This is a genomic window from Alkalibacterium sp. MB6, from assembly GCF_009935905.1.
GTDB lineage: Bacteria > Bacillota > Bacilli > Lactobacillales > Carnobacteriaceae_A > Alkalibacterium.
The window spans coordinates 1-24,348 of sequence record NZ_PREX01000030.1; the positions used below are offsets into that span (position 1 = coordinate 1).

Genomic DNA, 24,348 nt, shown 5'->3' on the forward strand with positions numbered 1-24,348 from the left:
ATGAGGGAGGCAAAAAAGAAAACGGTCTTGAACGATTATACACCTTATAAAATTTGTTTAAAAAAGTGTTGACAGACCACTCTATTAGGATGCAAACTGTTCTTCCACAAGCTACCCACACCAATTACCTCGTCATCTTTGACTGATATCACACTTGTCTCAGCATTCTCTCCTAATGCGATATAGTATTGACTTCCTTTTATCAGCTCTTTAACTTTTCCATAGTAGCTATCGTCATATGTCACTATCACACTCTATCTCTCCTCACACACCTTATAGTTATTGAAGGTACACTCATCTTCGTTATATAGTAAAGCTAGTATAACACCTATTTAAAGGTCTAGGTATCTCTATTTTCTATCATATAAGATAAGAGAAAAATGAATGTGACTACCTTATTTAGCATCCGATGAAATCTTAGAATTATACAGCAGGCATATACCTCTGTCAAGATAAATTTCTTATTCTTGATTAATTGTGGTATACTGTTTATAAGCGCTAAACAACTGCTAACAAGAATCGTGCACAATTTCTTTTAAAAGATGTTGAGTGCGGTTTTTTTATATACCCACCCCTATTACTAAAGGAGAATCAGATATGAATTTAGTTAATCAAAAAATTATACACAAAGTATTCGGCGAAGGAAGTATTGTTAAACAAGATGATTCTGTATTAACTGTTGCTTTCAAAAATGACACCAAGTCGTTCGTTTATCCTGATGCGTTCGGCCAATTTATCACGTTAAAAGATCAAGAGACTGCACACATAATGGAAAGCGTTATATCAAAGCTAAAGTCAGAAGAAGAAGAGTTAAGACTGAATGAAATAGAAGAAAAGAAACAAAAGCTAGTGAAAAAGCGTCAGAAAAGTATGCTAAAAAGTCAAAAACTGCACGAAAGTTCGCAAGCAGTTTTTTGGTTAGATGAAGAAGAGCAACAAACGGTGTTCACAGATTGGCAAGTCACAACAGGTTCTGTTCAAAGTGGAGAAAATAAAGGACAACCAAGCAGAGCAGCTCGCCTAAGACCTAACAGTGCCATTATTTTAACTGCACGAGAAGATGATCAGCCAGAAGTCGACAGACGTATTATCGGTCTTTATATGGTTAAAGAGAGCTTTTCTGGAAGCATGAGTGATGACGGCGTCGTTCCTTCACATAAAAAGTACAGAATTGAACTCACAGAAGACGAAGCTGAGGACATGCTATTTTGGAATTATTATATTAATAAGAACTATCCCAACCGAATGACCTGGAACTCTGGAACCTACCGTTACTTCGATAATCTATGGGGTGCTCAAATCATAAAAGATATTGCTGAATTGAAAACGGATAAAGAAGAAAAAGAACACGCTAAAGAGTTTTTAGATTACTTCTGTCAGATGAACGCAATTGAATTGAATGCTATTCCAGAAGCAAACGGTGCTTTGAAACAGTAAATGTTAAGTGATAATAAAAAGGATGGGTTGCCGATATGAGCAACTCATCCTTTTTTCTTATTAAGTTAAATCCACTGATTCTACTTCAGTGTTTTTGGTTCCTCTTAAGCTGATTTTTTCTGGTGTGATTTTTAGAATAAGGATATTAGGATCATCCTTGCCTTCAAAGATAGCATTCATATATGAACTCCATAAGTGTTCAATTAATGCCTGGTCGTCTGTTGTCGACACTTTTGCATCGATTTCGACGAAATTCTTATTCAGTAACCCCTCTTCATAACCCAATAAAATAAAGGCGTGGGGATTCGCTTCAATGTCTTCCACTTTCGATGTGCGTTTATCGGTAATCGTATAAAGCGTGAATCCTTCGTTATAAAACGTCATGTAACGGGCAACAGGTTTATTGCCGGATACTGTAGCCATCACACCAATGTTATCTTTTTCAATAATTTTTAACGCTTTGTCTCTTGCATCTGCCATTCTACCTCTCCCTTTCTTTAAGTTATCGTTTATATAATCTATATTAAATATGTCATAGACTAATCGATATGACAACTAATAGGTATTTATTAGTGAACTATTATATAATACGCATTGGTGTTTCGTTAATACATTTCTTTAACCCTTCAAGCCTTTTCTTTAGACATTCTTTTTTATTTCACTTATATTGAACATGAGAAATACGAGGAGGTGACAAAATGAAAGCTGTAGATACAGTCGCATTGGTTCTCTTAATAGTCGGTGGCTTAAATTGGTTACTTGTTGGACTTTTTGAATTTGATTTAGTAGCTACCTTATTTGGAGACATGACGTTGCTATCCAGAATTGTTTATGTTTTGGTTGGCTTGAGTGCCTTATGGTGTCTCAGATTCTTTAGTTTCCTTACAGACAATCGAGATCACCGTACAACAACAAGATAGACCGACCTGTAAAACACTCCCTCTAACAGCTGAATACACAGCTATAACGGGAGTGTTTTGCTTTGTGGTAACCCTATTAAATGTTGAGCGGTTGAGCTTCCCTGTAAAAAATTTCTATTATAGTCATTACTTTTTTAAACTTACTATAATGTGTTTACACTAAACTTCCTTTAAAAATCGCCTTTTCACGTTAATAATTTACTAATAAGAGTTGAATTAATGGACAAGCTATGATAACTTATTATAAGTGAGACGATATCATTATATAAGGAAAAGGAGATTGGTCTACATGAAAAACAAGAAAGCATTTTTAGGCCTGACAGCATTTTTGATCGCTTCAGTTGCCATGTTGATGGCTTTAAACGGAGGGATTTCAGCTTTTTATGCTGAGCACAGCCGTTCAATGGTTGTTGGTACCTTAGCATACATAGCGATGAGTGGTATAGTTTTAAGCGGATCATTAAAGAATAAAAAAGCGAAAGTAACCGCAGCTATCACTGCCGTTATGTTCATTTTGACTCACATTCTCATTGAGGCAAGCTTATTCTCAACTATCGGTGTTTCTTTACTAACTGGTACCTTTGGTTACTTGGCTATTGCTGCTTTTGCAGTAGCTGGTTTGGCTTGGTTAGCTAAGAAAGTAACGATTCACCCTGCCTTCACATTAACTTTCAATGGTTCAATGACTGCTGCAGTGAGCTTCGTTTATTACCACGTTGCCTCTTTAGATCCAATCAGATCATCTGCTTTGTTCTTCGTGCCATTCACACTTATGCTTGTTTGGACTATTGCACAATTCGCTTTACAAGTTAAAGACGTTGTTGCCACTAAAAGACAAACAGCTTAACATGAAGTGAGGTTAGAAAAACAGCCCAATCAGTCGAGAGTCTCTCGTTCTGATTGGGCTGTTTTTTGCTATTAACCTAGCGCCACATCTAAAATCATCATGACTGTGAAACCAACCATTAACCACATTGCGGCCAAGTCCTTATTTCCATTTTCTTGAGAACCAGGAATCACTTCTTCGGCTGTCACGAAAATCATCGCTCCGGCTGCAAAAGCCAAGGCGTAAGGCAAGAGGGGTTGGATAAAAGATACCAACCATAAACCGAGCAGAGCCGAGACAGGTTCTACAAAACCGGATAATTGGCCGTACCAGAAGGCTTTTCCTCGTGACATCCCTTCTCGACGAAGTGGCATGGAGACAGAGGTTCCTTCAGGAAAGTTTTGAAGCCCCATACCGATAGCCAATGTAACGGCACCGATTAGTTGAGACATGTCTCCATTTTGAGCCATTATACCAAAAGCAACCCCAACAGCAAACCCTTCTGGAATATTATGTAAGGTAATCGCTAAAACAAGTAAGGTACTCCGCCGATAACTTTCTGGTCTAATCCCTTCTGCTCCTCTTTTCCCGGTGTCTGACCCGGTTTGATCAAACTCGGGATGTAAATGGGGTAATAATTTATCTACTCCCCATAAAAACAAACCGCCTAGCATAAACCCAACAGCCGCCGGCACCCAAGACGGGACGGGTCCATCTTCGGCCATCTCAATGGCGGGTGATAAAAGTGACCAGAAACTTGCCGCAATCATCACTCCCCCTGCAAAAGCTAACATCGCATCCATGACTTTTTGATTCACTGTCTTAGCCGTAAAAACAAGGGCCGCCCCCGCTGCTGTCATTCCCCAGGTAAATAAAGTCGCCATGAGTGTTTGAACAGTTGGGCTTAACTCCACAAACCATTCCCACATATCGTCTTTCCTCTTTTCCCATTATCTCGTTCGGTTAGATTATCTCTTTTATAGTATAATCAATCGTCTAATCGTATACAATCAATAGGCAAAAAAACTCCCTCTTCATTATGAAAGTGAAGAGAGAGTCTACTCATCTATTTAGTGTTCTTCTTCCCAAATCTTTTCCAATGTTTGAACGAAAATCTCTTCTGGCTGGGCACCTGATACAGCGTATTTTCGATTAATCACAAAAAACGGGACACCTTGAACACCTAATTGCCTGGCTTCTGCTTGATCTGCTCGAACGGCGTCTTTGTACTGCCCGCTTTCTAAAACCTGACGAGACTCGGTTTCATCTAGTCCAACCTCAGTTGCTAGGCTAACTAATGTATCGTGGCTACCAATAAAGGTCGATTCTTCAAAGTGAGCTTTCAACACGCGTTCGGTGTAGTCGTCCCCTTTTCCTTTGGTTTCTGCATACTTCATTAAGCGATGAGCATCCAGTGTATTGGTTTGTTTCATGTTATCAAAGGTATAATTTAAACCGACATCTTTGGCACGCATGACAATGCTCTCATTCATTTCTCGAATACTTTCAACAGACATGTTTTTCTTTTTAGCCAATTCTTCTTCAAAATGAACGGACTCATTATTTTCTGCATGTGGATCTAATTCATAACTCTTAAAAATGACTTCTACGGCATCTCTGTGTTCAAATTTTTCCAGTGCTTGTTCTAAAATACGTTTACCTACATAACAAAATGGACAAACGAAATCTGACCAGACTTCTATTTTCATCTTATGGCTCCTCTTCTTTTATTAAATAACGTCTTACGACCCTGCTATGACTTCAATTTCGACCAATGCGCCTTGTGGAAGGTCTTTAACGGCATACGCTGCTCGAGCCGGGTAAGGTCTTGAAAAGTATTGGTCATAGACCTCATTCATTTCGGAAAAATCATTGATATCTGAAAGCAAAACCGTTGCTTTTAATACGTTTGATAAATCCATTGCGTGTTCAGCTAAAATATACTGAATATTTTTTAAACTTTGTTCGGTTTGCTCTTTGATTGTTGTCCCAGTGATTCGGCCTTCTTTCGCATCAATCGGTAACTGCCCCGACACATAAATTGTTGATCCGTGGACCACTGCTTGAGAATAAGGTCCAATTGCTTTTGGTGCGTTAACAGATTCTAAAGTCATTTTTTCTTTTTTCATGGTGATATCCCCTTTTACTAATCATTTGTTAGCTGAAATTGACACGTCTTTATCATACCCGGGAACGGGCTTTAATGCAAAACCTTACTCTAATGAAAGATGAAAGTTGCAGAATCTGACATTCAGGTTCATTATCTATCAGATAGTGGACATTGCTTTTATTCACCTATATGATAAAGATAGCGTTTACTTATTTAGATAGAAAGCAGGAGATTGTATGTCAGCTTTAGAAGAAATCATTAAAGACCCTGAACGATTATTTATTGGTGAATCTGTACCCGCTGAATATCTAACGGATTCTTATGTCGCAGATCTCCCGTCAGTTTACGGTGTGGCTTTGCCCGTTACACATGAAGAAGTTATGGCATTGGTTAAATTCGCTAATGAACACGACCTAATTATTTTAGCCAGAGGAGCAGGGACAGGAGTAGCCGGTTCTCAAGTTCCGATTCATGGCAATGAACTCATTATCGATGTGCATTTAATGAATAAGATTGGTGAACTTGACGAAGAAACCCTCACTCTTACCGTTGAACCTGGAGTACTGGTCGGTATGGTTCATGATTATGTCGAGAAAAAAGGTTATTTTTATCCACCCGATCCAGCATCCAAGCACTCTTCCATTGGCGGAAACGTAGCTACCAATGCAGGCGGCTTACGCGCAGTCAAATACGGTACGACCCGGGATTATGTGCGTGAAATGACGGTTGTTTTGCCAAATGGCGAAGACATGACTTTAGGCAGTTTGAATATTAAAAGCAGTTCTGGTTATGATTTGAAAGACTTATTTATCGGCTCTGAAGGCACCTTGGGCATCACGACTCAAGTAAAACTGAAACTATTGCCTTTGCCAAAAGTCAGCCAGTCTATCTTGTTGGCCTTTGAAGATGTGGGTAAAGCGACAGACGGCGCCTTAGCCATTTTAGCAAGCGGTGCTGATCCGTCGGGTGTGGAACTATTTGAAAAAGAAGCCCTTTATTATGCCGAACAGCATCTTGGTTACCCGTTGAAAACTCAAGTCGGTCAGGCTTATTTACTGATGACGTTAGACGGCAACGACGAGAAAGAATTAATCGCACGAACAGAAACGGTTCGAGAGGCCGCTATGAGTGACGCTTTGGAAATCCATGTTTTGTCAGAAGATGATGCAGTGAAATCATGGGCGTTGAGAGATAATATCTTAATCGGCTTAATGGCATTCACAGAATATGAAATGCTGGACGAAGTCGTTCCCATTAACAAGTTTGCCGAACTGATTCGTTACACAAAAGAGTTGCAAGAAAAACACGGCTTAAACGTGATAAACTTTGGCCACTCCGGTGATGGAAATGTCCATACTGTATTGATGAAAGGTGACCTTAGTAAAGAGGACTGGTTAGAAAAACGCTCCGGTTTACTGGATGACTTGTATCAAAAAGTCTCAGACTTAGGTGGCTTGCCTTCCGCTGAACACGGCATCGGTATCGTGAAGAAAAAATACTTGGAACGCATGTCCGCTGATATTAATTTAGATTACATGAGAAAAATTAAAGCCGTCTTCGATCCGGATAATCGATTGAACCCCGGTAAATTGTTTTAATTTTAACTAAACAGATTGAACACCACTATTTCCTTGAATCCTAAAGGAACATGGATAAATATAGCAAGTTAGGTCTCAAAGTGAGTGCAACCATAACTACAAGAAAAGCTTCACGTGCCGTTCAGCCTCGACACGTCAACAGTTAAACCATATACTTGCTGAATATAAAATAAAAAATCTGGAGCATGAGCAGCCCTGACCCATAACAGCAGGGGCACATGATCCAGATTTATTTTGCTTCTTCAAGATATTTTTCTACCGACCAATCTTATCAGCTTATTTCCTTAAGACGCTGATCGATTTTCTTCTGTTCTCTTTTTCGGTTGACCGTAGCTTTGATCAGTCCTTTTTCCGGAGAAAAGACAAAGACAAGTAAAGTTGTGACTCCTGTCACCACAGCAATCATTCCCGCAATCGTCGTATCAAGCATAAAAGCCAGCCTCACTCCTGCTATACTGTTGATCACTGCCATTACAGCTGTCAGACCAATCATGACATGCAGCTTGTTTGTCAGTAGAAAGGCCGCCAGCGGAGGACCGACCATGAATCCCACAACCAGAATGGATCCTACTGAATCGTAGGCGCCAACGGCAGTCAGAGACACAAGGGTCATCAGCCCATAGTGGATGAGTACCGGTGAGAACCCTATTGCTGCAGCAAAGCCTGCATCGAACGTTGTGATTTTCAGCTCTTTATAGAACAATCCAATAAAGAGACTGTTGATCAGCAGGATGACCAGCATCGTCCAGAGCGCTCTCGGTCCCAAATCTGCACCGAACAGCACCAGACGTCTGAAAGGCGCAAAGGCCAGTTCCCCCATCAACACTGCATCTACATCCAAATGAACGTTTCCGGCATAGCGTGTAATCAGAATGATCGCTATACTGAAAAATAATGGAAAGACAATACCGATAGCTGCATCGTTGGACAAGAGCTTAGTCTGCTGGAGCGCTTCTATTGCCCAGACCGTCGCCACCCCGACAAGCGTAGCTCCAATCATCAAAAGAGGCGAGTTCAGATCCTGTGTAATGAAGAAGGCCAGAACGATTCCGAGCAGAACTGTATGTGTGATTGCATCGGATACCATTGTGGTTCCTCTCAGCACCAGAAAGACACCTGGAAGCGCACAGGCGACGGCAACAATAATTGCTATCAGAGTTATTTCATAGATCATGCTCACCGCGCTCACTCCTCCAGACTTCTGATCTGTTTCATAAATACTTTCTGCCTCTTTCTGCAGGCCACGTGTCTAGCCAGTATTCCCCTTCCGGGAGATATAAAGAGGCTGAGGAACACGAACATACTGACAACGACTACGATCGATGGCCCTGTTGGTATTCGAGCCCCCATAGAGCTGATAAATGTTCCTGTCACACCGGAAACAAATCCAATACCCGCTGCCAGCAGCATGACCAGACTCAACCGGTTCGTCCACTGACGGGCGGCTACTGATGGACCGATCAGCAATGCGCTGATCAGGATGACCCCTACTGACTCCAGTCCTAAAATAATGGTTACAACAATCATTGTCGACAACAGGGATTCAACGATCTTACTTGAGAAGCCTAATGTCCGTCCAAACATCGGATCAAATGTAAATACTTTAAATTCCTTCCAGAACAATGCTACCAGAACGAGCAGGACCAGTCCGGTCAGACCGATCAACTGGACATCGCTTCGAAGCATAGCGCTCGCCTGCCCGAAAATAAAGTTGCTTAGTCCAGCCTGTTGAGCATTCGGATTATTCTGTATCGAAGTCAGGATGACGAGGCCCAGACCAAAGAAGCTGGACAGGATCAGTGACAAGGCACTGTCGAGTTTGACCACGGTCTTCCTGCTCATAGTCTGAATAATCACCGTAGCGATCAATCCTGAAATGATTGCCCCAAGCATCAGTACAGACAGTTCTTTTCTTTGTATAAGAATAAAGCCGATCCCAATTCCAGGTAAGGCAGCGTGACTCAATGCATCCCCAAGCAGACTTTCTTTTCTTAATGTCGCATAGGTTCCGATCACTCCGCTTAACAGCCCTAAGAAGCCGGCGCCTAAAGCAACGACTTGAAACGTGTAGTCATTCAGCAGCAATCTGATCTGTTCCAGCATATCAGCCTTCACCTTCTCCCAGGTTTCGATCCTGATGATAAGTTTCATCAATATTTCCTTGAGTAAACGCCTCTTCAACCGGCCCTTGAGCAATGACTTCGCGATTAATGAACACCACGTCGTCAAAATAGTCTTCAACCGTCTGCAAGTCGTGATGAACGACAATAACGGTCTTGCCTTGCTCAACCAGGTTTTTCAGAAGTTTCATGATGATGCGTTCAGTTTTCATGTCAACACCCGAGAGCGGTTCATCCATAATATATATATCCGCTTCCTGAGCCAGCGCACGTGCCAGGAACACACGCTGCCTCTGACCGCCAGACAGCTGACTGATCTGACGGGAGGCAAAAGTCGGCAGCCCGACTTTTAAAAGCATCTGTTTTGATAAATCTTTATCTTTCTTTCCTGGTCGTTTCAGCCAGCCTAAGTGGCCATATCTGCCCATCAGAACGACATCCAGAACGGTAGCCGGGAAGTCCCAGTCGACTGAAGTATTCTGAGGGACATAGGCTACTTTGTTTTTTACTTTCTTGTAAGGAACGTTCTGTTCATCTTGTATGGAAAAGGCTACTATTCCAGTAATAGGTTGAAGAAAATTCAATACTGATTTGATCAGAGTCGACTTCCCTGCCCCATTTGGACCAATGATCGCCGTGAGACGGCCCTCTTTAAATCCTGTGGTAATATTCCACAAGACCGGTCTCGCATCATAAGCGACCGTCAAATGTTCGATTGAAATTGCCTGTTTATCATCCACACCTGTTCCTTCTTTCTGTTAAAAACCTGCTGTACTCAGCTGAACTTAGTCAGCCAGACCGTCAACGATCGTATCAATGTTGGCACGGTACATTTTAAGGTAGGTTTCTGCATCGTCTTCTTCACTGCCTAATGCATCGGAATACAGTTCTCCGGCGTTGACTACCTCGTGACCTCTGCTTCCGGCTGCTTCGATCAGCGCTTCGATATTTCTTGGTGAAACTGAACTTTCAACGAATACCGCATTGATCTCATTATCTGCCAGGAAGTCTGCGAGCTGACTGATGTCTCCAGTTCCTGCTTCTGTCTGTGTATTCAATCCCTGCAGACCGACCACTTCAAAATCAAATTCTTCTCCAAAATACTGGAACGCATCATGTGCCGTCACCAGATAACGGGACTGTTCCGGTACTTCTTCGATTCTTTCTTCAATATACGTTCTTAATTCTCCCAGTTCAACTAAATACGCCTCCGCATTCTCCTGGTAATAGTCTTCATTGTCCGGATCTTTTTCACTCAGCTGGTCTGCCACATAAGTTGTGATCGTTTCCCAATGAGAAACGCTGAACCAGATGTGCGGATCATACTCCAGATCCTCTTCATCTTCTTCCGGATTGAGAAGCTCTCCTTCATTCAAGGCATCTGCCATGACGATGGTAAAGACTCCTCTTTCATCCAACTGTTCAAAGGCTTCCACAAAACCTCCTTCAAGCATTAATCCATTATACGCGACAATGTCTGCTTCTGACATGGCATTTACATCAGATGTGGACGGCTGGTAATCATGCGGATCGACTCCGGGACCCATCAGACCTTCTACTGACACTTTTTCTCCACCGATTGTCTCCATTAGATCGGCGATCATTGATGTAGTTGCCACAACGTTCAATGGATTATCTTCTGAAACCTCATCTGTCTGTTCATTTCCGCATGCCGCCAGTGACACGACACCTGCCATTAATGCTAATCCTTTTACCCATTTCATTATATATATCTCCTTCTATACAAATAGTGTTATTTTACTTTAACTATTTTTAGTCTACCCTAAAAAATAATTTCAGTCAACCGTGAAACGAAAATTAAATACCCCTTTGATTAGAAACTGATAAATGTGGTACACTTTTATAGAAATGAAAAAGATAGAGGGGTATAACGATGACACCCAATAAAGAGGATTTTATTAAAGCAATTTTTGAACTTGGTGGAAAAGAAAAGGTCGTGACCAATAAAGACCTGGTCCGGATGCTTTCGATTTCTGCAGCATCTGTGACAGATATGAATACACGTCTGCTCAAGGAAGAGCTCATTACACACCTGCCTTACCAGGGCGTCATGCTCACTGAAAAAGGCCTGCTTATTGCTAATCAACTTACTAGAAAACACCGGATATGGGAAGTGTTTCTTGCAGAAAAACTGGGGTATGACTGGAATGAGGTCCATGCGGATGCCGACCTTCTGGAACATGTGTCTTCTGATCTTCTGATCGAACGTCTTAATATATTTCTGGATGAACCGACATTTGATCCTCACGGCGGAGTGATCCCGAATCAGGACGGGACAGTCCCCGAAATCCATTCAACGCCTCTTATTGAGTGCAAAGTCGGTGACCGGTTCAAAATACAGGAAGTCGATGATCAGGAGGACTTTCTGGAATATCTGCTGTATAAAAAGGTTCACTTAGGCAAAGAATACACCTTAGCTGAAATCGAACCGTATGATGGCCCATTGACTCTTGAGACATCAGCTGGCGAAAAGACAGTCATCGGACATAAGGCAGCATTTAAAATCTTTGTAGACATAATCGAATGATCGACTGACAAAAGCGTTCTTATGAGCGTTTTTTTTAGTTCCCTGATAAAATATAAGCAGTACACTCTGGAAAGAAGGAAGTTGCGTGGAAAAGCTGCATCGTAAACTGGAATGGATCGATCTGTTGAGCCTCATCGGATTGTGCCTTTCTGTCATACTTATTTATTTTGCATGGCAGGGTGGCGTGTTCAACTCAAGGGAAGATTTTATAGCCTACGTTCATGGTTTTGGACGATTTTCAGTAGCTATATTTATCCTGCTTCAGATTCTGCAGATTTTCCTTCCGCTTCTTCCTTCAGCTCTTACCGTAACGGCAGGAGTCATTTTATATGGACCATTCATAGGTGTCCTTTATAATTATATCGGCATAAGTATTGGTTCAATTCTGGCGTTTCTCATTGTAAGACGTTACGGTCACTCGGCTCTTGAAAAACTGGTCAGTCAAAACAGGATTCAAAAATACGAAGATAAACTAAAAAACGGCAAGACATTCGAACGCTTTTTTACCACCGTCATATTTCTCCCGTTTGCGCCTGATAATGTGGTCTGTTACCTTGCCGGTCTATCCAATATGTCCGTTTTAAAAGTCTCAGTCATCATCCTTCTGGGCAAACCATTATCAATTGCCTTATACAGTCTTGGATGGACGACCTTTCTGGAACTAGTTGGCATTATATAAATAAACTCAAAGAATGATAGAAAGTGCCGGACAGCCTTTTTATCATTCTTTTAAATTGACCATTGATCTACATGGTATACTTTATAATAAGTAGAAAGAAAGGATTGTTACTATGAACAGCAGTCAGCCGTTAGAAAAACGCATTCCCTATCTCGAAGATAACCGCTACAGTCAGGATGATCTGGGCCTGACCTATACAGCCGCTTCCTCTACGTTCAAGGTCTGGTCCCCTCTTGCTGAACAGGCCTGGGTCAATCTGTACGACTCAGCTGACGCAGACACATCGTCCCGACAGATCGAGATGTCTCTGGAAGACACAGTCTGGGAACTGACGGTCAATGAGGACCTGAAGGGTTTATTTTATACGTATTCATTTATTCATGATGGCGTCGAAACCGAGGCCGCAGATATCTACAGCAGAGCAGTCGGCTTGAACGGAAACAAGTCGGCAGTCATTGATTTAGCAGAAACGGATCCAGAGGGCTGGTCAGAGGACCACTTTGAGAGGGTATCGCGGATCACGGATGCCATGATCTGGGAGATCCACATTGAGGACTTTTCAAGTGACGAGTCGGCAACATTTAAAAAAGAACATAGAGGGAAATATCAGGCCTTTACCGATGATCAGGTCCATGTATTTGATCATCCTGATCAGCCGGCAGGTCTGGCCTATCTGAGCGAGCTGGGAATCAATTATGTGCACCTCCTCCCTGCTTTCGATTATGAAAACGACGAAACTTCTCCTGCATACAACTGGGGATATGACCCGAAGAACTATATGGTCCCTGAAGGTAAATACTCATCTGATCCAGCCGATCCACTCAGTCGAATCAGAGAATTCAAAGAAATGGTCGCCAGTCTTCATAAGAAGGGGATCGGTGTGGTCCTGGATGTGGTCTACAACCATACCTTTACATTTGACGATTCCTGGTTTCAACTGACTGTACCTGACTACTATTACCGTCAGGAGTCGGACGGGTCCTTATCCAACGGATCAGGATGCGGGAACGAAACAGCGAGCGAACGGAAAATGATGCGCAAGTACATCATTGATTCCATTGTATACTGGGTGGAAGAATATCATATCGACGGTATTCGTTTTGATCTCATGGGCCTGCACGATGTCGATACCATAAACAAGCTGAGACGGACTTTGAATGAGAAAGGTCACAGCGATGTCATTCTCTACGGAGAACCTTGGAATGCCGGAAGCGTAGCCATTTATGAGCCGAATAAACCAGCGGATAAATACCATATCGGCGATTTCGAAGACGGAATAGCCATATTTAATGATGAGTTCCGTGATGCAGTCAAAGGTCCTGTATTTGAAGCCGATAAAGGCGGGTTTCTGCAGGGAGCCAACGGACATGAAGACAGTGCCTATGCGACGAATGATCTGATTGCCAGCATTCTGGCTAATACTCAGTCTGATGTGGGCCGTTTCCGCCTGCCGGATGAAAAACAGTGGGCACGTAATCCAAGCCAGGTCGTGACCTATGCATCTGCTCACGATAATCTGACTCTCTATGACAAACTGGTAGCATCTACTCTTAAAAAACCTGCTTACGAGCGAAATCTGGATCTTATTCAGATGAACAAACTGAATGCTGCGCTGCTGTATACCTCGCTTGGAGGTGTCTTCATGCAGGCGGGTGAGGAATGGGGTCGGACGAAATACGGCGATGACAACAGTTTCCGTTCATCCATTGACATCAATCTTCTTGACTGGACGCGCACCTATGAGCATATTGACCTTGTCAACTACTATAAAGGCATGATTGCTATCAGAAAGGCGTATGCTCCACTCCGGGACGACACGAATCAGACTGGCGACGCCGTTTTCTTCTCACAACTGAGAGAAAATCTTCTGGCCTATACGATCCCGAACACTACCGGTGAAGGTGCCTGGTCGATGATGGCTGTTGTGGTGAACTCCAACCAGCAGCCCGACCGGGTTGAACTGAAAAGCAGCTACCCGCTGCCTAAAGAAAGGACGATCATTGCCAACCGTCACACCGCCGGACTGGATCCGCTGGGAACAATCACTGGAAATAAACTGATCATCAACCCGAGAGAAGTTCTGATTCTGGTTAGCTGATTATTGAACAGAAAGGTTACTCTACTGCTCAGAGTGAAGGGACAAGTTCCAAGCCTTCATTCTGAGCAGTATTTTTATGCTGATTATTTTGAGCACGGTGATTCAGTCCGATAGATCTCTGGTATACTGCTAATATAAACTGCCATGTTAATTTATATAGAGAAAGGACCCGTTATGGATATCAAGCAACTCTATTATTTTGTCGCTATTGTTGAAGCTGATTTTAATATGTCAAAAGCTTCCAAAGCCCTTCATCTTTCTCAGCCTGCACTCAGCCAGACCATATCTACCATGGAAAAAACTGAGAATCTTCAGTTATTCGAAAGGTCTCATGGTCGACTGCAGAACCTGACAGGCGCCGGTGACGTCCTGTACAGTCATGCAAAAGACATTATCGAGCGCTTTGAAGCTATGACAGAAGACCTTCAGGAAGAATCCAGTCAGCTTAAAGGCAATATTCGCATTGGGATTCCACCAGTCGTCATTTCGATCGTCTTTCCAGAAATCCTGCCGATTATGCTGGCTGAAAATCCTAAAATCGGTTTTAAAGTTAAAGAGGCCGGTGCCATGGAACTGAAAAAAGATTCGGCTACGCCTTCGCCCTTTTTGGGATAGTGCGTAGCCTTTACTTTTTGAGTTCTGAATAATCATAGATAATACCGTGAACACTCTTATAATAAACAGGTACCATTTCATTTCCACATCGTTCACAACTAAATCTTGGGGGATCCATCGGATCCCCACCATCCATACTATCGAAATGTTTGACTATCTCTTTCGGAATCTCTTCTCTTTCTTTACATGTTCGACAAATGAACTCTATAACGTTCGTTGATTTCTTTTTCGCGTTGGTCCCAGTTGAACCGATATTTTTTAATAGCTTTTCGCGTTGCTTCTTTTATCTTACATTTATACGTTTCCGACTCAATGATTTCAATCTCCCGATTAATATATTTTTTGGCAAGTACATCGTTCGCAAATTGAAGGGTTAGGTGCCCTTTTTTGAGCACAGCTATCCCTCGGAACTCCATCACATTGCCACATTCCGAACATTCCAAAGGATCTTCTCCAAATGATTCTATGCGTCGCTCTCGCCAACCTACCGGTTTAATCATTTTCTTCGCATTAATCAACACGCGTTGGGCTTCACGTGCCGTTCAGCCTCGAAAAGAAAATACCTTAGTATCTGTTCGAGCTTCAGCTCTTACAGATATATTTGAGATCGCCGGAGCGATAGCGAGTAGACCTTACAAGTTGTAGTGCTTTAGCACGTACAACTATTGTTGAGATCGACCGAGCGATAGCGAGTAGAGGAAATTTACCCCGAATTGCTGTGACTCTAGCATTTCCAATGCGTAGAGACAGAGTATGCGGAAGAAGAGCAAACTGCGCAATGGGTAAATTTATCTTTTTCTCGAGAGGCTGGTACGTTAAGCTAGACAACACTTCAACGTTAATCTTTCCAATTCACAAAAAAAAAGCGCCTGATCCACTCCAATTTAGCATAGACTGCTACTCTGAGCGGAAAAGCACTTTCACTGCTTAACCTTGATTCGTTCTTTTAATTGTTTCGACATGTTAAATCATATAAGGTATGACGCCATTTGTCAACTTTTACACTTATTTTTTATTAGTATTTGTGACGTTTTTTTTACATAGCAACTATTCATTTCATAACCTGACTTCATCCTCTTCTTCAACACAGAAAAAACGCCTGACATCGACAACTCGATCGTTGTTCCGTCAGGCGTAAAGTATTTATTTAGTGTCTCAGATTATACGATGACCAGATACAGCAATGCTGCTGCTACTGCGCCGAGCATTGGTGCAACAATTGGCACCCAGGCATATTCCCACTTAGAATCTCCTTTGTTTGCCAGTGGGAGAATCTGGTGAGCAATTCTAGGGCCCAAATCACGTGCCGGGTTGATCGCATATCCGGTCGAGCCACCTAATGATAGTCCAATTGACAGAATCAGCACCCCAACGACTAGTGGGTTCAGTCCTTCTGTAAAGACATTCTGACCGAAAGCCAGCAAAGCGAATACCAGAACAAAAGTACCAATAGCCTCAGACATTACATTAGATGTGTTGTCTCGGATTTCTGCGCCAGTCGCAAACGTTCCCAAAATTGCACCCGGATCTGTTGTTTCTTTATAGTGAGCCAGATATGTCAACCATACTAGCACTGATCCCAAAATTGCACCAGCTACCTGAGCCAGAATAAAAGGAATGACCATTCCCCATGCCAAGTCTCCAGTTATTGCAAATCCAAGTGTCACGGCAGGATTTAAATGAGCGGGACCCATAAAACCGGCGATGTATACCGCCAGTGTTACAGCAGCCCCCCACCCCATCGTGATGGCTACCCATCCAGCGCCTTCTGCTTTACTTTTTTTCAAGCTAACAGCCGCTACAACTCCATTACCAAGTAGAATCAGAAACATTGTTCCTAAAAATTCACTGAAAAGTGTTAATGTTTGCCCTGTCATTTAATCCACGTCTCCCTTTAATGTTTTCAAATCAGATTCAGCAACTGCTTTTTCAAGCTCTTCCGTGTACTGTTGTCTTACTTCATCGGACCAGTCATTATAGCGAGCCATCTCAGAAATGACAGGTTCGATTATGCTGTCTAAGGTGTCACGCATAAACAGCATGTGATTTGTTCGACGGATCAGGAAATCGCTCGGGGTCAGCGCCATTTCTTCACGCATGGCGTAATGCAGACTGAGCGTATCTGCGAGAGTAAGTCCCTCTACCTGATCCACTTCTTCAAGTAAATCGTAGACCGCCGGAGTGTTTGATCCATACAGATTAGCCAAGTATCTTGCTTCAGATTCAGTTAATCCTTTTTCAACACCAGACTGAGCCAGAGCTTCTGTCTCCTCGTCGACTTTAGCTGGATCGATGTCTCCACCAGAAACTGGATAATGAGCCGAATCGATCAGTTCGTAAGTCAGATTGAAGTCTCTTTCCAGCACATCGATTGTTGCTTTAACCGCTCCAAGGGCCATTTTACGGTAATCCGTAATTTTCCCGCCGGCTACGGTAATCAGTCCATCTTCATCGATTTCAAGCGAACTGCCGCGTGAAAGGGTGGAAGGATTCGTGTCTGATTCCGCATTGGCTGTTTTAATATTTTTCAGTACATCCGCGACTTCATATCGTTCAGCGCTTCCCTGCTGATACTTCTCCACGATGGACAGTACATCATCAAGACTTTCGTCCGTAATGAGCTGATTGTTCTGCCCGTTATAGTCAGACCCGCCATTTGCCGCAATCAATGGACGCAAGCCGGCCCAGCTGGACTCGATATCGTTCAACGTTATATCTGCTGACGGGTACCTTGTATTGATGATGTCCAGCAGGTAATCAACGTCTTCCTGCTCCACCGTAGGATTTGAAAGGTCACCTTTATAGTCAGTATCAGTTGTTCCAAAATACGTTTTTTCTTCGCGAGGAATCACGAAGACCATTCTTCCGTCCTGTTTTCCTGTATCGAAATACGTCGGCTGGGGAACGAACAGTTTCTTATTGTCTACGACCAGATGAACCCCTTTTGTCGGACGCATCTGAGGCGCCGTATCGATCTTGTCGTCCATCTGACGAATCGTATCCGACCATGGGCCGGTCGTATTCATGACAACACGGGCATTGATTTTGATCGTTTCACCCGTCAATAAGTCTTCCACTTCTGCTCCAGAAGCTCGGCCGTTGTCATCATGTAAGATTCCAATCACTTTCATGCGACTGACCATGTGTCCGCCGTCTTCAGCTGCCCGCTTGATATTCTCTATTACTAGGCGAGCATCATTGTTCCGGTAATCCAGATAGACCCCGGCACCTAAAAGTCCTTCACTGTTCAGCTGCGGTTCGCGTTCCAGAACTTCTTCTTTTGTCAGTGTATAGTTCGCAAAATCAGTTCCAGTCACACCAGCCAGCTGGTCATACAAATCCATGGCAACTTTAAGAGAGAACATGGAGAACGTTGAATCCGGCTCATCATAAACGGGTAAGATCATCGGGTCCGCTTTTGGAATATGAGGAGCGATGCCCTGAACAACGGCCCGTTCCTGAACCGTGTCAGCTACAACTTCCACATCAAAGTTCTTCAAATAACGCAGACCGCCGTGAACGAGTTTAGTTGAGCGCGAAGACGTCCCTTCTGCAAAATCCTGCATCTCGACCAGGCCTGTTTTCAGACCCGAAGCACTGGCCTGCAAAGCAGACCCAGCACCCGTGATCCCGCCACCAATGATCAGTACATCCAATGTTTCTTCTTTTAATACGTTTATATCTTGTTTTCTTCTTTCAAGAGAGAAAACCATACTCTTTTCCTCCTACGCTAGTCCTACTCTTCAGGCTTGAAGACTTGTGTCGCTTTAACTGCCAGTTTCCAGTTCTTGTAAAGCTTCTGACGTTCTTCTTCAGGCATCTGCGGTTCGAACGTGCCACCTTCTTCGTACATACTCTTTATTTCATCCATGCTTTCCCAGTAACCGACAGCCAGACCCGCAAGATAAGCAGCTCCAAGTGCAGTCGTTTCCAGATTATGCGCCCGCTGCACTTTAGTTCCAAGGATATCTGCCTGGAACTGCAGCAGCCAGTCGTTATTAGCTGCTCCACCGTCCACTTTAAGGAGAGGAATATCGATTCCCGCGTCTTTATTCATCGTGTCAATAACATCACGAGCCTGATAAGCAATAGACTGTAACGTCGCTTTTACGAAATCTTCTTTAGTCGTCCCTCGTGTCAAGCCGAAGACAGATCCTCGAGCATCTGAATCCCAATAGGGTGCACCCAGACCTGTAAAGGCTGGAACAACGAAGACTTCATTATCATTTTTAGATTTCTTAGCTAATGCTTCTGAATCTGACGAATTCTCGATCATTTTCAGTCCGTCACGCAGCCACTGAACAGATGAACCAGCTACAAAGATACTTCCTTCCAGAGCATAATAGATCTTACCATTGATCCCGTACCCAATCGTTGTCAGCAGATTATTTTCTGACAACTGTGGTTCTTCACCTGTATTCATGACGATGAATGAACCTGTGCCATATGTGTTTTTGACCATGCCCGGCTCAAAGGCCATCTGACCAAATAATGCTGCCTGCTGGTCTCCCGCCATCCCTGAAATAGGTGTGTTGGCTCCATAGAAGTGATAGTTCGCTGTGTTTCCGTAGATTTCCGAGTTTGATCTAACTTCGGGCATCATGGCACGTGGAATATTCAATAAGTCCAGAATTTCCTGATCCCATTCCAGTTTGTGAATGTTATACAGCATCGTGCGGCTGGCGTTTGAGTAATCTGTTACGTACGATTCTCCACCGGTCAGCTTCCATACCAGCCAAGTGTCGACTGTTCCAAACAGTAATTCGCCATTTTCAGCTCGTTCCTGAGCTCCTTCAACATGGTCAAGAATCCAGCGAATCTTCGTCGCTGAGAAGTAAGAGTCAATGATCAGACCCGTTTTTTCGTGAATCATTTCTGAATGACCGGCCTCGTAAAGTTTTGCAGCGATAGGCGCTGACTGACGAGACTGCCAGACAACAGCGTTATAAATCGGCTGTCCTGTCTCTTTGTCCCAGACGATTGTTGTTTCACGCTGGTTAGTAATCCCGATTCCTGCGATTTCCTGAGGTTTGACTCCGGATTCAATAAATGCGCCGGCAATGACAGACTGGACTGAATTCCATATTTCATTAGGATTATGTTCTACCCAACCGCTTTCAGGAAAAATTTGAGTAAACTCTTTTTGAGAACTTCCGATCGTATTTAACTGTTTATCATAAATAATTGCTCGTGAACTCGTTGTTCCTTGATCTATGGACATAATATACTGATTATCTGACATGGGTTAATTCCTCCTGTTTTATCACCGGTTTTTAGCAACCGTTTTCTTTACGTTTTTATTGTAACCGTTTTTCTTTCGTTAAAAATGTCAGCTTTTTTTGAATTTTCGAATTTTTTGAAAGTTTTTCTTCTGGAGCATTGTAACCGAACTTTGACAAACCCAGTCATAACAATCTATAAAGACGATATTTTTTCTTGCCGTTCCATGTCGATGTATCGATGATAATTTATTAAAAAAAATAGAAAGTCGAGTAGATTATTCTGACCTACCCTTCTTTCTTTTTTTGTTACCTATATTCCTGAATAATTCATACTTTGACTTTAAACCGTCTGAAACTGCCTAACGGCAGTCTTCATTTACTTTTTCTTTTTCACCTGTTAAGTGATGAAAAAAGAACCCCGTTCTGATATGGTAAAGGTGTCGAAACCAACCATAAGAAAGGAGTTCTTCTCATGACTAGCTTACACAAAAACCAGGTAAAATTCAATTCAAAATTGACTATTTCACATACAGGTGGTCGCTTATCGAGTGATTCGGGTTTGGTCTTAGTTAAAGAGGTGATGAATACCTTCGGCTTTTCACACTTAGCTAAACAGTGGCTCCATATCAAAGACAATCGTGCTTACTTCACACATGATAACTTAGCGATATTAGAACAACTCATTATGCAGTTAATCGCTGGTTACTCGGCAGACTCATCAGCTAATCTATTAAGACGGGAACCAGTCTTTCAAGCTGTACTCGGTAAAAAAGAGTTGGCCTCACAATCGTCAATCTCACGGTTTTTAGATCGTTTCACCGCGACTAACATCGGTCAACTCCAATCATTAAATCAGTCGCTCATTGACAAAGCGCGTTTGATTCGCAATGACACCGAATTAATCATTGATGTCGATTCCACACATTCAGATACTTTTGGTCATCAAGAACAAGCAGATTATAATGCCCATTATCAAACCTACGGCTATCACCCATTAGTTGCCTTTGACGGATTGACCGGAGATTTTTTGAAAGCTGAACTGCGTTCAGGCAATCAGTACACATCTAAAAGGGTAAAAGTCTTTATCGACCCGCTGTTACACCACTACAAGAGCACGTTACCTCATACCGAGATATTAGTTCGGGGTGACAGCGGCTTCGCCACACCAGAGGTGTATGAGTCTTGTGAATCAACTGAAAGCCAGTACGTTATCCGTTTAAAGAACAATCGGAGGTTAAGTCAATTAGCTGAACACTCTGTTCTTTATGGGGATAATAAAAAATGGGAAGACCGAGAAATACAGTATTTTTCACTCCCTTATCAGGCACAATCCTGGTCAAAACCCCGTCGCGTTTGTATTCGATCAATCCGTGAAGCAGGAGAGCTTCTTTTTCACCACGCATTCATTGTGACGAATCTATCCGATAATGTCTCGCCTGAAGTCATATTCTCTCTTTACGGCAAGCGTGGAACAAATGGAAAATTTCATCAAAGAAGCGAAATCAGGCTTTTATTTTGACAAAACAGATAGTCCGCGTTTCCTGGAAAATCATGTCAGAATGATGATCAGTGTCCTGGCTTACAACCTCGTCAATTTTTTGAAGACTATTGGATTTGACAAAGTGAACCGGGGTATGACCATTCATTCCATCCGGCTGACATTGCTTAAAGTAGCCGGTAAACTTGTTCAAACTGGAAGACAGGTCTATCTCAAACTGTCAAGTTATCATGTGTATCAAACTGAATTTTATAAGGTTTTTGAACGCCTGCGGCGATCCAAACAATGGATTTAGACTAGTTTTCATACAAATTTTTTTGCCGATTCTTTTTCAAGGGATTCGTCTGCCCTTAAATAGACAAATAATTTTTATTATGGACTTCTTCCGTAGACATCCTGTTCGAAAACGCATTATTTTGGAAGGAAGTATCTGCCTAATTTGAAAATAGGCACTTTGTTCAAAAAAATAGCTTAAATTTAGAGCTATGAATTATTCAGGATTGTATATATTGTACAGACACTCATTTTTTAACAAAATACCCCACCTGCTCTTTACCGCATAGTCTTTGTAGTGCTAGGCGCTATTAGAGAATCAAATACTCTCATTGCATCCATTCCGACGGTTTTTTCACAGTATTTTTTAACCTATTGCAATTAAAAAGAGTGGTTTATATCCGGTAACTACCGAAAGCAAACCACTCATTCATTCACTTTTTAAAACTGAATAGCTAGCCCGAAAAAAATTAATTATCTAACAGATTCGGGAAAAATATCTCTAATCTGTAAATGATCATTAATCAGCACACTATCCGTGTTTAATTCAGCTTTTACTTTATTTACTTGCTGGAAGAATACATAGATTATTCCGACTGTCAGGACTGCACTTATATAATAAGACATAGTCATCGCTAAGTTAAATCCTATTGGTTCAGTTAACAGATACAAAATAACTAGGTAAAGCATGAAGCTCCCAGGAATAAAGGTAAATAGATAATTCTTCTCTTTATAGAAAAGATAGGCTGTACTCATGAACAAAGCGGTTACTGCTGTTACTTGGTTTGCCCATGTGAAATAACGCCACAAAATATTAAAATCAATAAACATTAGAGCGATACTGATGGCGAAAATTGGTACAGTAATCATGAAACGATTTGAAAGCTTGTCTTGTAACAGACCGATATAATCTGCAATAATCATTCGTAAACTTCTAAAAGCTGTATCACCAGATGTTATTGGCAATATGATCACACCAAGAACTCCAATTGTACCCCCAACTGTTCCAAGTAGTGTAAGTGTAATTTGACTTACAGCTGCTGAGGCAGTTCCGCTATTAATGATTTCACTTAATGTTTGCCCATCGAATAGTGCCATTGCTGCGGCTGCCCACAACATAGCAATAATTCCTTCAGTAATCATTGCACCGTAAAATACCCAACGACCTTCTTCTTCATTTTCTATAGTACGTGAGATAATCGGTGTTTGTGTCGCATGAAACCCTGATAAGGCCCCACATGAAATGGTAAAGAATAACCCTGGAATAAGAGGTGTACTCTGTGGGTGAATATTTCTGAAACTTTGCATGCTAAGTTCTGGTATATTTCCGGCATGTCCTTTCGCAAACAACATAATTCCAACTGCCACTGTTGTAAAAATAAGTAATGCTCCAAAAAATGGATAAATTCGTCCAATTACTTTATCAATTGGTAGAATAGTTGACAAAATATAATAAATAAAGATGATAACGACCCAAAAAGTATAGTTCATGAAGCCTGGTGTTAACTCTTGCAATAGCGAAGCAGGTGAAGTTACAAAAACTGTACCTACCAATAATAATAATAATGCGGCAAATAAGTTAACAATATGACGCATCCCTTTACCTAAGTACTTACTTGCAAGCTCTGGTAAGTGAGCCCCGTTATTTCTTAAAGAAATCATTCCCATATAATAATCATGAACTGCTCCAGCAAAGATACTACCGAGTACAATCCATACAAAAGCCACGGGTCCATACAAGGCTCCCATAATTGGTCCAAAAATAGGTCCTGTTCCGGCAATATTTAGTAACTGAATCAGCCAATTACGCTGTTTCTCCATTGGAACAAAATCCGTTCCGTCTTCTAATGCTGTTGCCGGTGTTTCCCGATCCGGTTCTACTCCAAAATTTTTGATAATAACTTTGGAATAAAAAACATAACCCAAGATTAATGAAATGACCCCTAAAATAAAACTATACATATTTCCACTCCTTTTGTGTAATCGCTCTCAAAAGCGTACACAAATCTTAACTCAAATAATATTGTTAGTCAATCATACGGTGTTTCTGTTCACATTAATGTCATTAACATATGATAATACAAGAATAAAGATGTTAATGCTCGGTTAGATTCAGCAGTTATTGCTTGAGACGCTTCAGTACTTTTCCTTCTAGAGTTTGCAAACATATGTTACACAAGTCATTAATTAGGAAGCTCGATATCCTGACTAATAAAAGTTTTCCTAAAATTTATATTAACCTGAATAATTCATACCTCTAATTTTTGAGGCGTTTTTCTTTTTTTAATCGATCATTTCTGTAATTTCATTTTTTTATATGTTAGTTCACTAGTGTTGCATTAAAAATTTAACTGTTTCATGATATAAAAAAGTCCTTTATAATGGGGTTGGATGACTTATCCAA

General features: G+C 41.9%; 22 protein-coding genes and 1 pseudogene. 9 read left to right on the forward strand and 14 right to left on the reverse strand.

What is annotated here, in order from left to right:
• Positions 1-44: 44 nt before the first annotated feature.
• On the reverse strand, positions 45-251 hold the full coding sequence (locus tag C3945_RS10265; protein WP_161879593.1) for a hypothetical protein: 207 nt from the start codon (positions 249-251) through the stop codon (positions 45-47).
• A 346-nt stretch (positions 252-597) separates the two neighbouring features.
• On the opposite strand from C3945_RS10265, the gene C3945_RS10270 reads away from it, so the two are divergent.
• Positions 598-1,437, forward strand: a complete 840-nt coding sequence (locus C3945_RS10270; protein ID WP_161879594.1) for a malate synthase — start codon at positions 598-600, stop codon at positions 1,435-1,437.
• A 60-nt stretch (positions 1,438-1,497) separates the two neighbouring features.
• Here C3945_RS10270 and C3945_RS10275 read toward each other — a convergent pair whose 3' ends face one another.
• Entirely contained in the window at positions 1,498-1,917 is a 420-nt protein-coding gene (locus C3945_RS10275) for a pyridoxamine 5'-phosphate oxidase family protein (RefSeq protein ID WP_161879595.1), read from the reverse strand.
• A 218-nt stretch (positions 1,918-2,135) separates the two neighbouring features.
• On the opposite strand from C3945_RS10275, the gene C3945_RS10280 reads away from it, so the two are divergent.
• Together C3945_RS10280 and C3945_RS10285 are read left to right on the forward strand one after the other, a co-directional pair.
• The gene (locus C3945_RS10280; RefSeq protein WP_161879596.1) at positions 2,136-2,357 is read left to right on the forward strand and encodes a DUF378 domain-containing protein; all 222 of its coding nucleotides are present in this window, start codon (positions 2,136-2,138) and stop codon (positions 2,355-2,357) included.
• 289 nt (positions 2,358-2,646) lie between these two features.
• The gene (locus C3945_RS10285) at positions 2,647-3,204 is read left to right on the forward strand and encodes a hypothetical protein (RefSeq protein ID WP_161879597.1); all 558 of its coding nucleotides are present in this window, start codon (positions 2,647-2,649) and stop codon (positions 3,202-3,204) included.
• 71 nt (positions 3,205-3,275) lie between these two features.
• On the opposite strand, the gene C3945_RS10290 is transcribed toward C3945_RS10285, so the two are convergent.
• From C3945_RS10290 to C3945_RS10300, 3 genes are all read right to left on the reverse strand, one after another.
• Positions 3,276-4,112, reverse strand: a complete 837-nt coding sequence (locus C3945_RS10290) for a ZIP family metal transporter (protein ID WP_161879598.1) — start codon at positions 4,110-4,112, stop codon at positions 3,276-3,278.
• A 141-nt stretch (positions 4,113-4,253) separates the two neighbouring features.
• Positions 4,254-4,892, reverse strand: a complete 639-nt coding sequence (locus C3945_RS10295; protein WP_161879599.1) for a DsbA family oxidoreductase — start codon at positions 4,890-4,892, stop codon at positions 4,254-4,256.
• Positions 4,893-4,925: 33 nt separating this feature from the next.
• Positions 4,926-5,312, reverse strand: a complete 387-nt coding sequence (locus tag C3945_RS10300) for a Rid family detoxifying hydrolase (RefSeq protein WP_202623350.1) — start codon at positions 5,310-5,312, stop codon at positions 4,926-4,928.
• A gap of 217 nt (positions 5,313-5,529) precedes the next feature.
• Here C3945_RS10300 and C3945_RS10305 point away from each other — a divergent pair, with 217 nt between their 5' ends.
• On the forward strand, positions 5,530-6,891 hold the full coding sequence (locus tag C3945_RS10305) for an FAD-binding oxidoreductase (RefSeq protein WP_161879600.1): 1,362 nt from the start codon (positions 5,530-5,532) through the stop codon (positions 6,889-6,891).
• Between the two features lie 271 nt (positions 6,892-7,162).
• Here C3945_RS10305 and C3945_RS10310 read toward each other — a convergent pair whose 3' ends face one another.
• Genes C3945_RS10310 through C3945_RS10325 form a run of 4 tightly spaced genes read right to left on the reverse strand, consistent with a single transcriptional unit; the run spans position 7,163 to position 10,735 of the window.
• Entirely contained in the window at positions 7,163-8,065 is a 903-nt protein-coding gene (locus C3945_RS10310) for a metal ABC transporter permease (protein WP_237585548.1), read from the reverse strand.
• A gap of 11 nt (positions 8,066-8,076) precedes the next feature.
• Positions 8,077-9,042: a metal ABC transporter permease gene (locus tag C3945_RS10315; RefSeq protein ID WP_237585547.1), complete on the reverse strand. Its 966-nt coding sequence runs from the start codon at positions 9,040-9,042 to the stop codon at positions 8,077-8,079.
• Positions 8,996-9,751, reverse strand: a complete 756-nt coding sequence (locus C3945_RS10320; protein WP_161879602.1) for a metal ABC transporter ATP-binding protein — start codon at positions 9,749-9,751, stop codon at positions 8,996-8,998. The genes C3945_RS10315 and C3945_RS10320 overlap by 47 nt, the downstream gene beginning before the upstream one ends.
• Before the next feature lie 45 nt (positions 9,752-9,796).
• On the reverse strand, positions 9,797-10,735 hold the full coding sequence (locus C3945_RS10325; RefSeq protein WP_161879603.1) for a metal ABC transporter solute-binding protein, Zn/Mn family: 939 nt from the start codon (positions 10,733-10,735) through the stop codon (positions 9,797-9,799).
• A 170-nt stretch (positions 10,736-10,905) separates the two neighbouring features.
• Between C3945_RS10325 and C3945_RS10330 the strand changes: the two genes are divergently transcribed.
• From C3945_RS10330 to C3945_RS10345, 4 genes are all read left to right on the forward strand, one after another.
• Positions 10,906-11,559, forward strand: a complete 654-nt coding sequence (locus C3945_RS10330; RefSeq protein WP_161879604.1) for a metal-dependent transcriptional regulator — start codon at positions 10,906-10,908, stop codon at positions 11,557-11,559.
• 85 nt (positions 11,560-11,644) lie between these two features.
• Entirely contained in the window at positions 11,645-12,238 is a 594-nt protein-coding gene (locus C3945_RS10335) for a TVP38/TMEM64 family protein (RefSeq protein WP_161879605.1), read from the forward strand.
• A gap of 112 nt (positions 12,239-12,350) precedes the next feature.
• A complete protein-coding gene (pulA, locus tag C3945_RS10340; protein WP_161879606.1) occupies positions 12,351-14,336 on the forward strand; it encodes a type I pullulanase in 1,986 nt (661 codons plus the stop codon).
• A 174-nt stretch (positions 14,337-14,510) separates the two neighbouring features.
• Positions 14,511-14,951 carry a LysR family transcriptional regulator gene (locus C3945_RS10345; RefSeq protein ID WP_161879607.1) on the forward strand — a complete coding sequence of 147 codons (441 nt, stop codon included), beginning with the start codon at positions 14,511-14,513 and terminating at the stop codon, positions 14,949-14,951.
• Positions 14,952-15,133: 182 nt separating this feature from the next.
• On the opposite strand, the gene C3945_RS10350 is transcribed toward C3945_RS10345, so the two are convergent.
• The 4 genes from C3945_RS10350 to glpK form a co-directional block, all read right to left on the reverse strand.
• On the reverse strand, positions 15,134-15,472 hold the full coding sequence (locus C3945_RS10350) for a hypothetical protein (protein WP_161879608.1): 339 nt from the start codon (positions 15,470-15,472) through the stop codon (positions 15,134-15,136).
• A 639-nt stretch (positions 15,473-16,111) separates the two neighbouring features.
• Positions 16,112-16,828 (reverse strand): MIP/aquaporin family protein, encoded by a 717-nt coding sequence (locus C3945_RS10355; RefSeq protein ID WP_091268777.1) that lies wholly within the window; start codon positions 16,826-16,828, stop codon positions 16,112-16,114.
• Positions 16,829-18,664 (reverse strand): type 1 glycerol-3-phosphate oxidase, encoded by a 1,836-nt coding sequence (gene glpO / locus C3945_RS10360; protein ID WP_161879609.1) that lies wholly within the window; start codon positions 18,662-18,664, stop codon positions 16,829-16,831. It abuts the gene before it with no gap.
• 23 nt (positions 18,665-18,687) lie between these two features.
• Positions 18,688-20,193 (reverse strand): glycerol kinase GlpK, encoded by a 1,506-nt coding sequence (gene glpK / locus C3945_RS10365; RefSeq protein WP_161879610.1) that lies wholly within the window; start codon positions 20,191-20,193, stop codon positions 18,688-18,690.
• 452 nt (positions 20,194-20,645) lie between these two features.
• On the opposite strand from glpK, the pseudogene C3945_RS10370 reads away from it, so the two are divergent.
• Positions 20,646-21,966: pseudogene (locus C3945_RS10370) on the forward strand (IS1380 family transposase).
• Positions 21,967-22,418: 452 nt separating this feature from the next.
• On the opposite strand, the gene C3945_RS10375 reads toward C3945_RS10370, so the two are convergent.
• Positions 22,419-23,906, reverse strand: coding sequence for a carbon starvation CstA family protein (locus tag C3945_RS10375; protein WP_161879611.1), 1,488 nt, complete (start codon positions 23,904-23,906; stop codon positions 22,419-22,421).
• Positions 23,907-24,348 lie beyond the last annotated feature (442 nt).

Coding starts and splice junctions, on each gene's coding strand:
- C3945_RS10300 (WP_202623350.1), bottom strand. CDS start 5,312: ATGAAAAAAGAAAAAATGACTTTAGAATCTGTTAACGCACCAAAAGCA.
- glpK (WP_161879610.1), bottom strand. CDS start 20,193: ATGTCAGATAATCAGTATATTATGTCCATAGATCAAGGAACAACGAGT.
- C3945_RS10345 (WP_161879607.1), top strand. CDS start 14,511: ATGGATATCAAGCAACTCTATTATTTTGTCGCTATTGTTGAAGCTGAT.
- C3945_RS10315 (WP_237585547.1), bottom strand. CDS start 9,042: ATGAAACTTATCATCAGGATCGAAACCTGGGAGAAGGTGAAGGCTGAT.
- pulA (WP_161879606.1), top strand. CDS start 12,351: ATGAACAGCAGTCAGCCGTTAGAAAAACGCATTCCCTATCTCGAAGAT.
- C3945_RS10295 (WP_161879599.1), bottom strand. CDS start 4,892: ATGAAAATAGAAGTCTGGTCAGATTTCGTTTGTCCATTTTGTTATGTA.
- C3945_RS10290 (WP_161879598.1), bottom strand. CDS start 4,112: ATGTGGGAATGGTTTGTGGAGTTAAGCCCAACTGTTCAAACACTCATG.
- C3945_RS10310 (WP_237585548.1), bottom strand. CDS start 8,065: ATGATCTATGAAATAACTCTGATAGCAATTATTGTTGCCGTCGCCTGT.
- C3945_RS10325 (WP_161879603.1), bottom strand. CDS start 10,735: ATGAAATGGGTAAAAGGATTAGCATTAATGGCAGGTGTCGTGTCACTG.
- C3945_RS10305 (WP_161879600.1), top strand. CDS start 5,530: ATGTCAGCTTTAGAAGAAATCATTAAAGACCCTGAACGATTATTTATT.
- C3945_RS10280 (WP_161879596.1), top strand. CDS start 2,136: ATGAAAGCTGTAGATACAGTCGCATTGGTTCTCTTAATAGTCGGTGGC.
- glpO (WP_161879609.1), bottom strand. CDS start 18,664: ATGGTTTTCTCTCTTGAAAGAAGAAAACAAGATATAAACGTATTAAAA.
- C3945_RS10355 (WP_091268777.1), bottom strand. CDS start 16,828: ATGACAGGGCAAACATTAACACTTTTCAGTGAATTTTTAGGAACAATG.
- C3945_RS10375 (WP_161879611.1), bottom strand. CDS start 23,906: ATGTATAGTTTTATTTTAGGGGTCATTTCATTAATCTTGGGTTATGTT.
- C3945_RS10275 (WP_161879595.1), bottom strand. CDS start 1,917: ATGGCAGATGCAAGAGACAAAGCGTTAAAAATTATTGAAAAAGATAAC.
- C3945_RS10285 (WP_161879597.1), top strand. CDS start 2,647: ATGAAAAACAAGAAAGCATTTTTAGGCCTGACAGCATTTTTGATCGCT.
- C3945_RS10330 (WP_161879604.1), top strand. CDS start 10,906: ATGACACCCAATAAAGAGGATTTTATTAAAGCAATTTTTGAACTTGGT.
- C3945_RS10270 (WP_161879594.1), top strand. CDS start 598: ATGAATTTAGTTAATCAAAAAATTATACACAAAGTATTCGGCGAAGGA.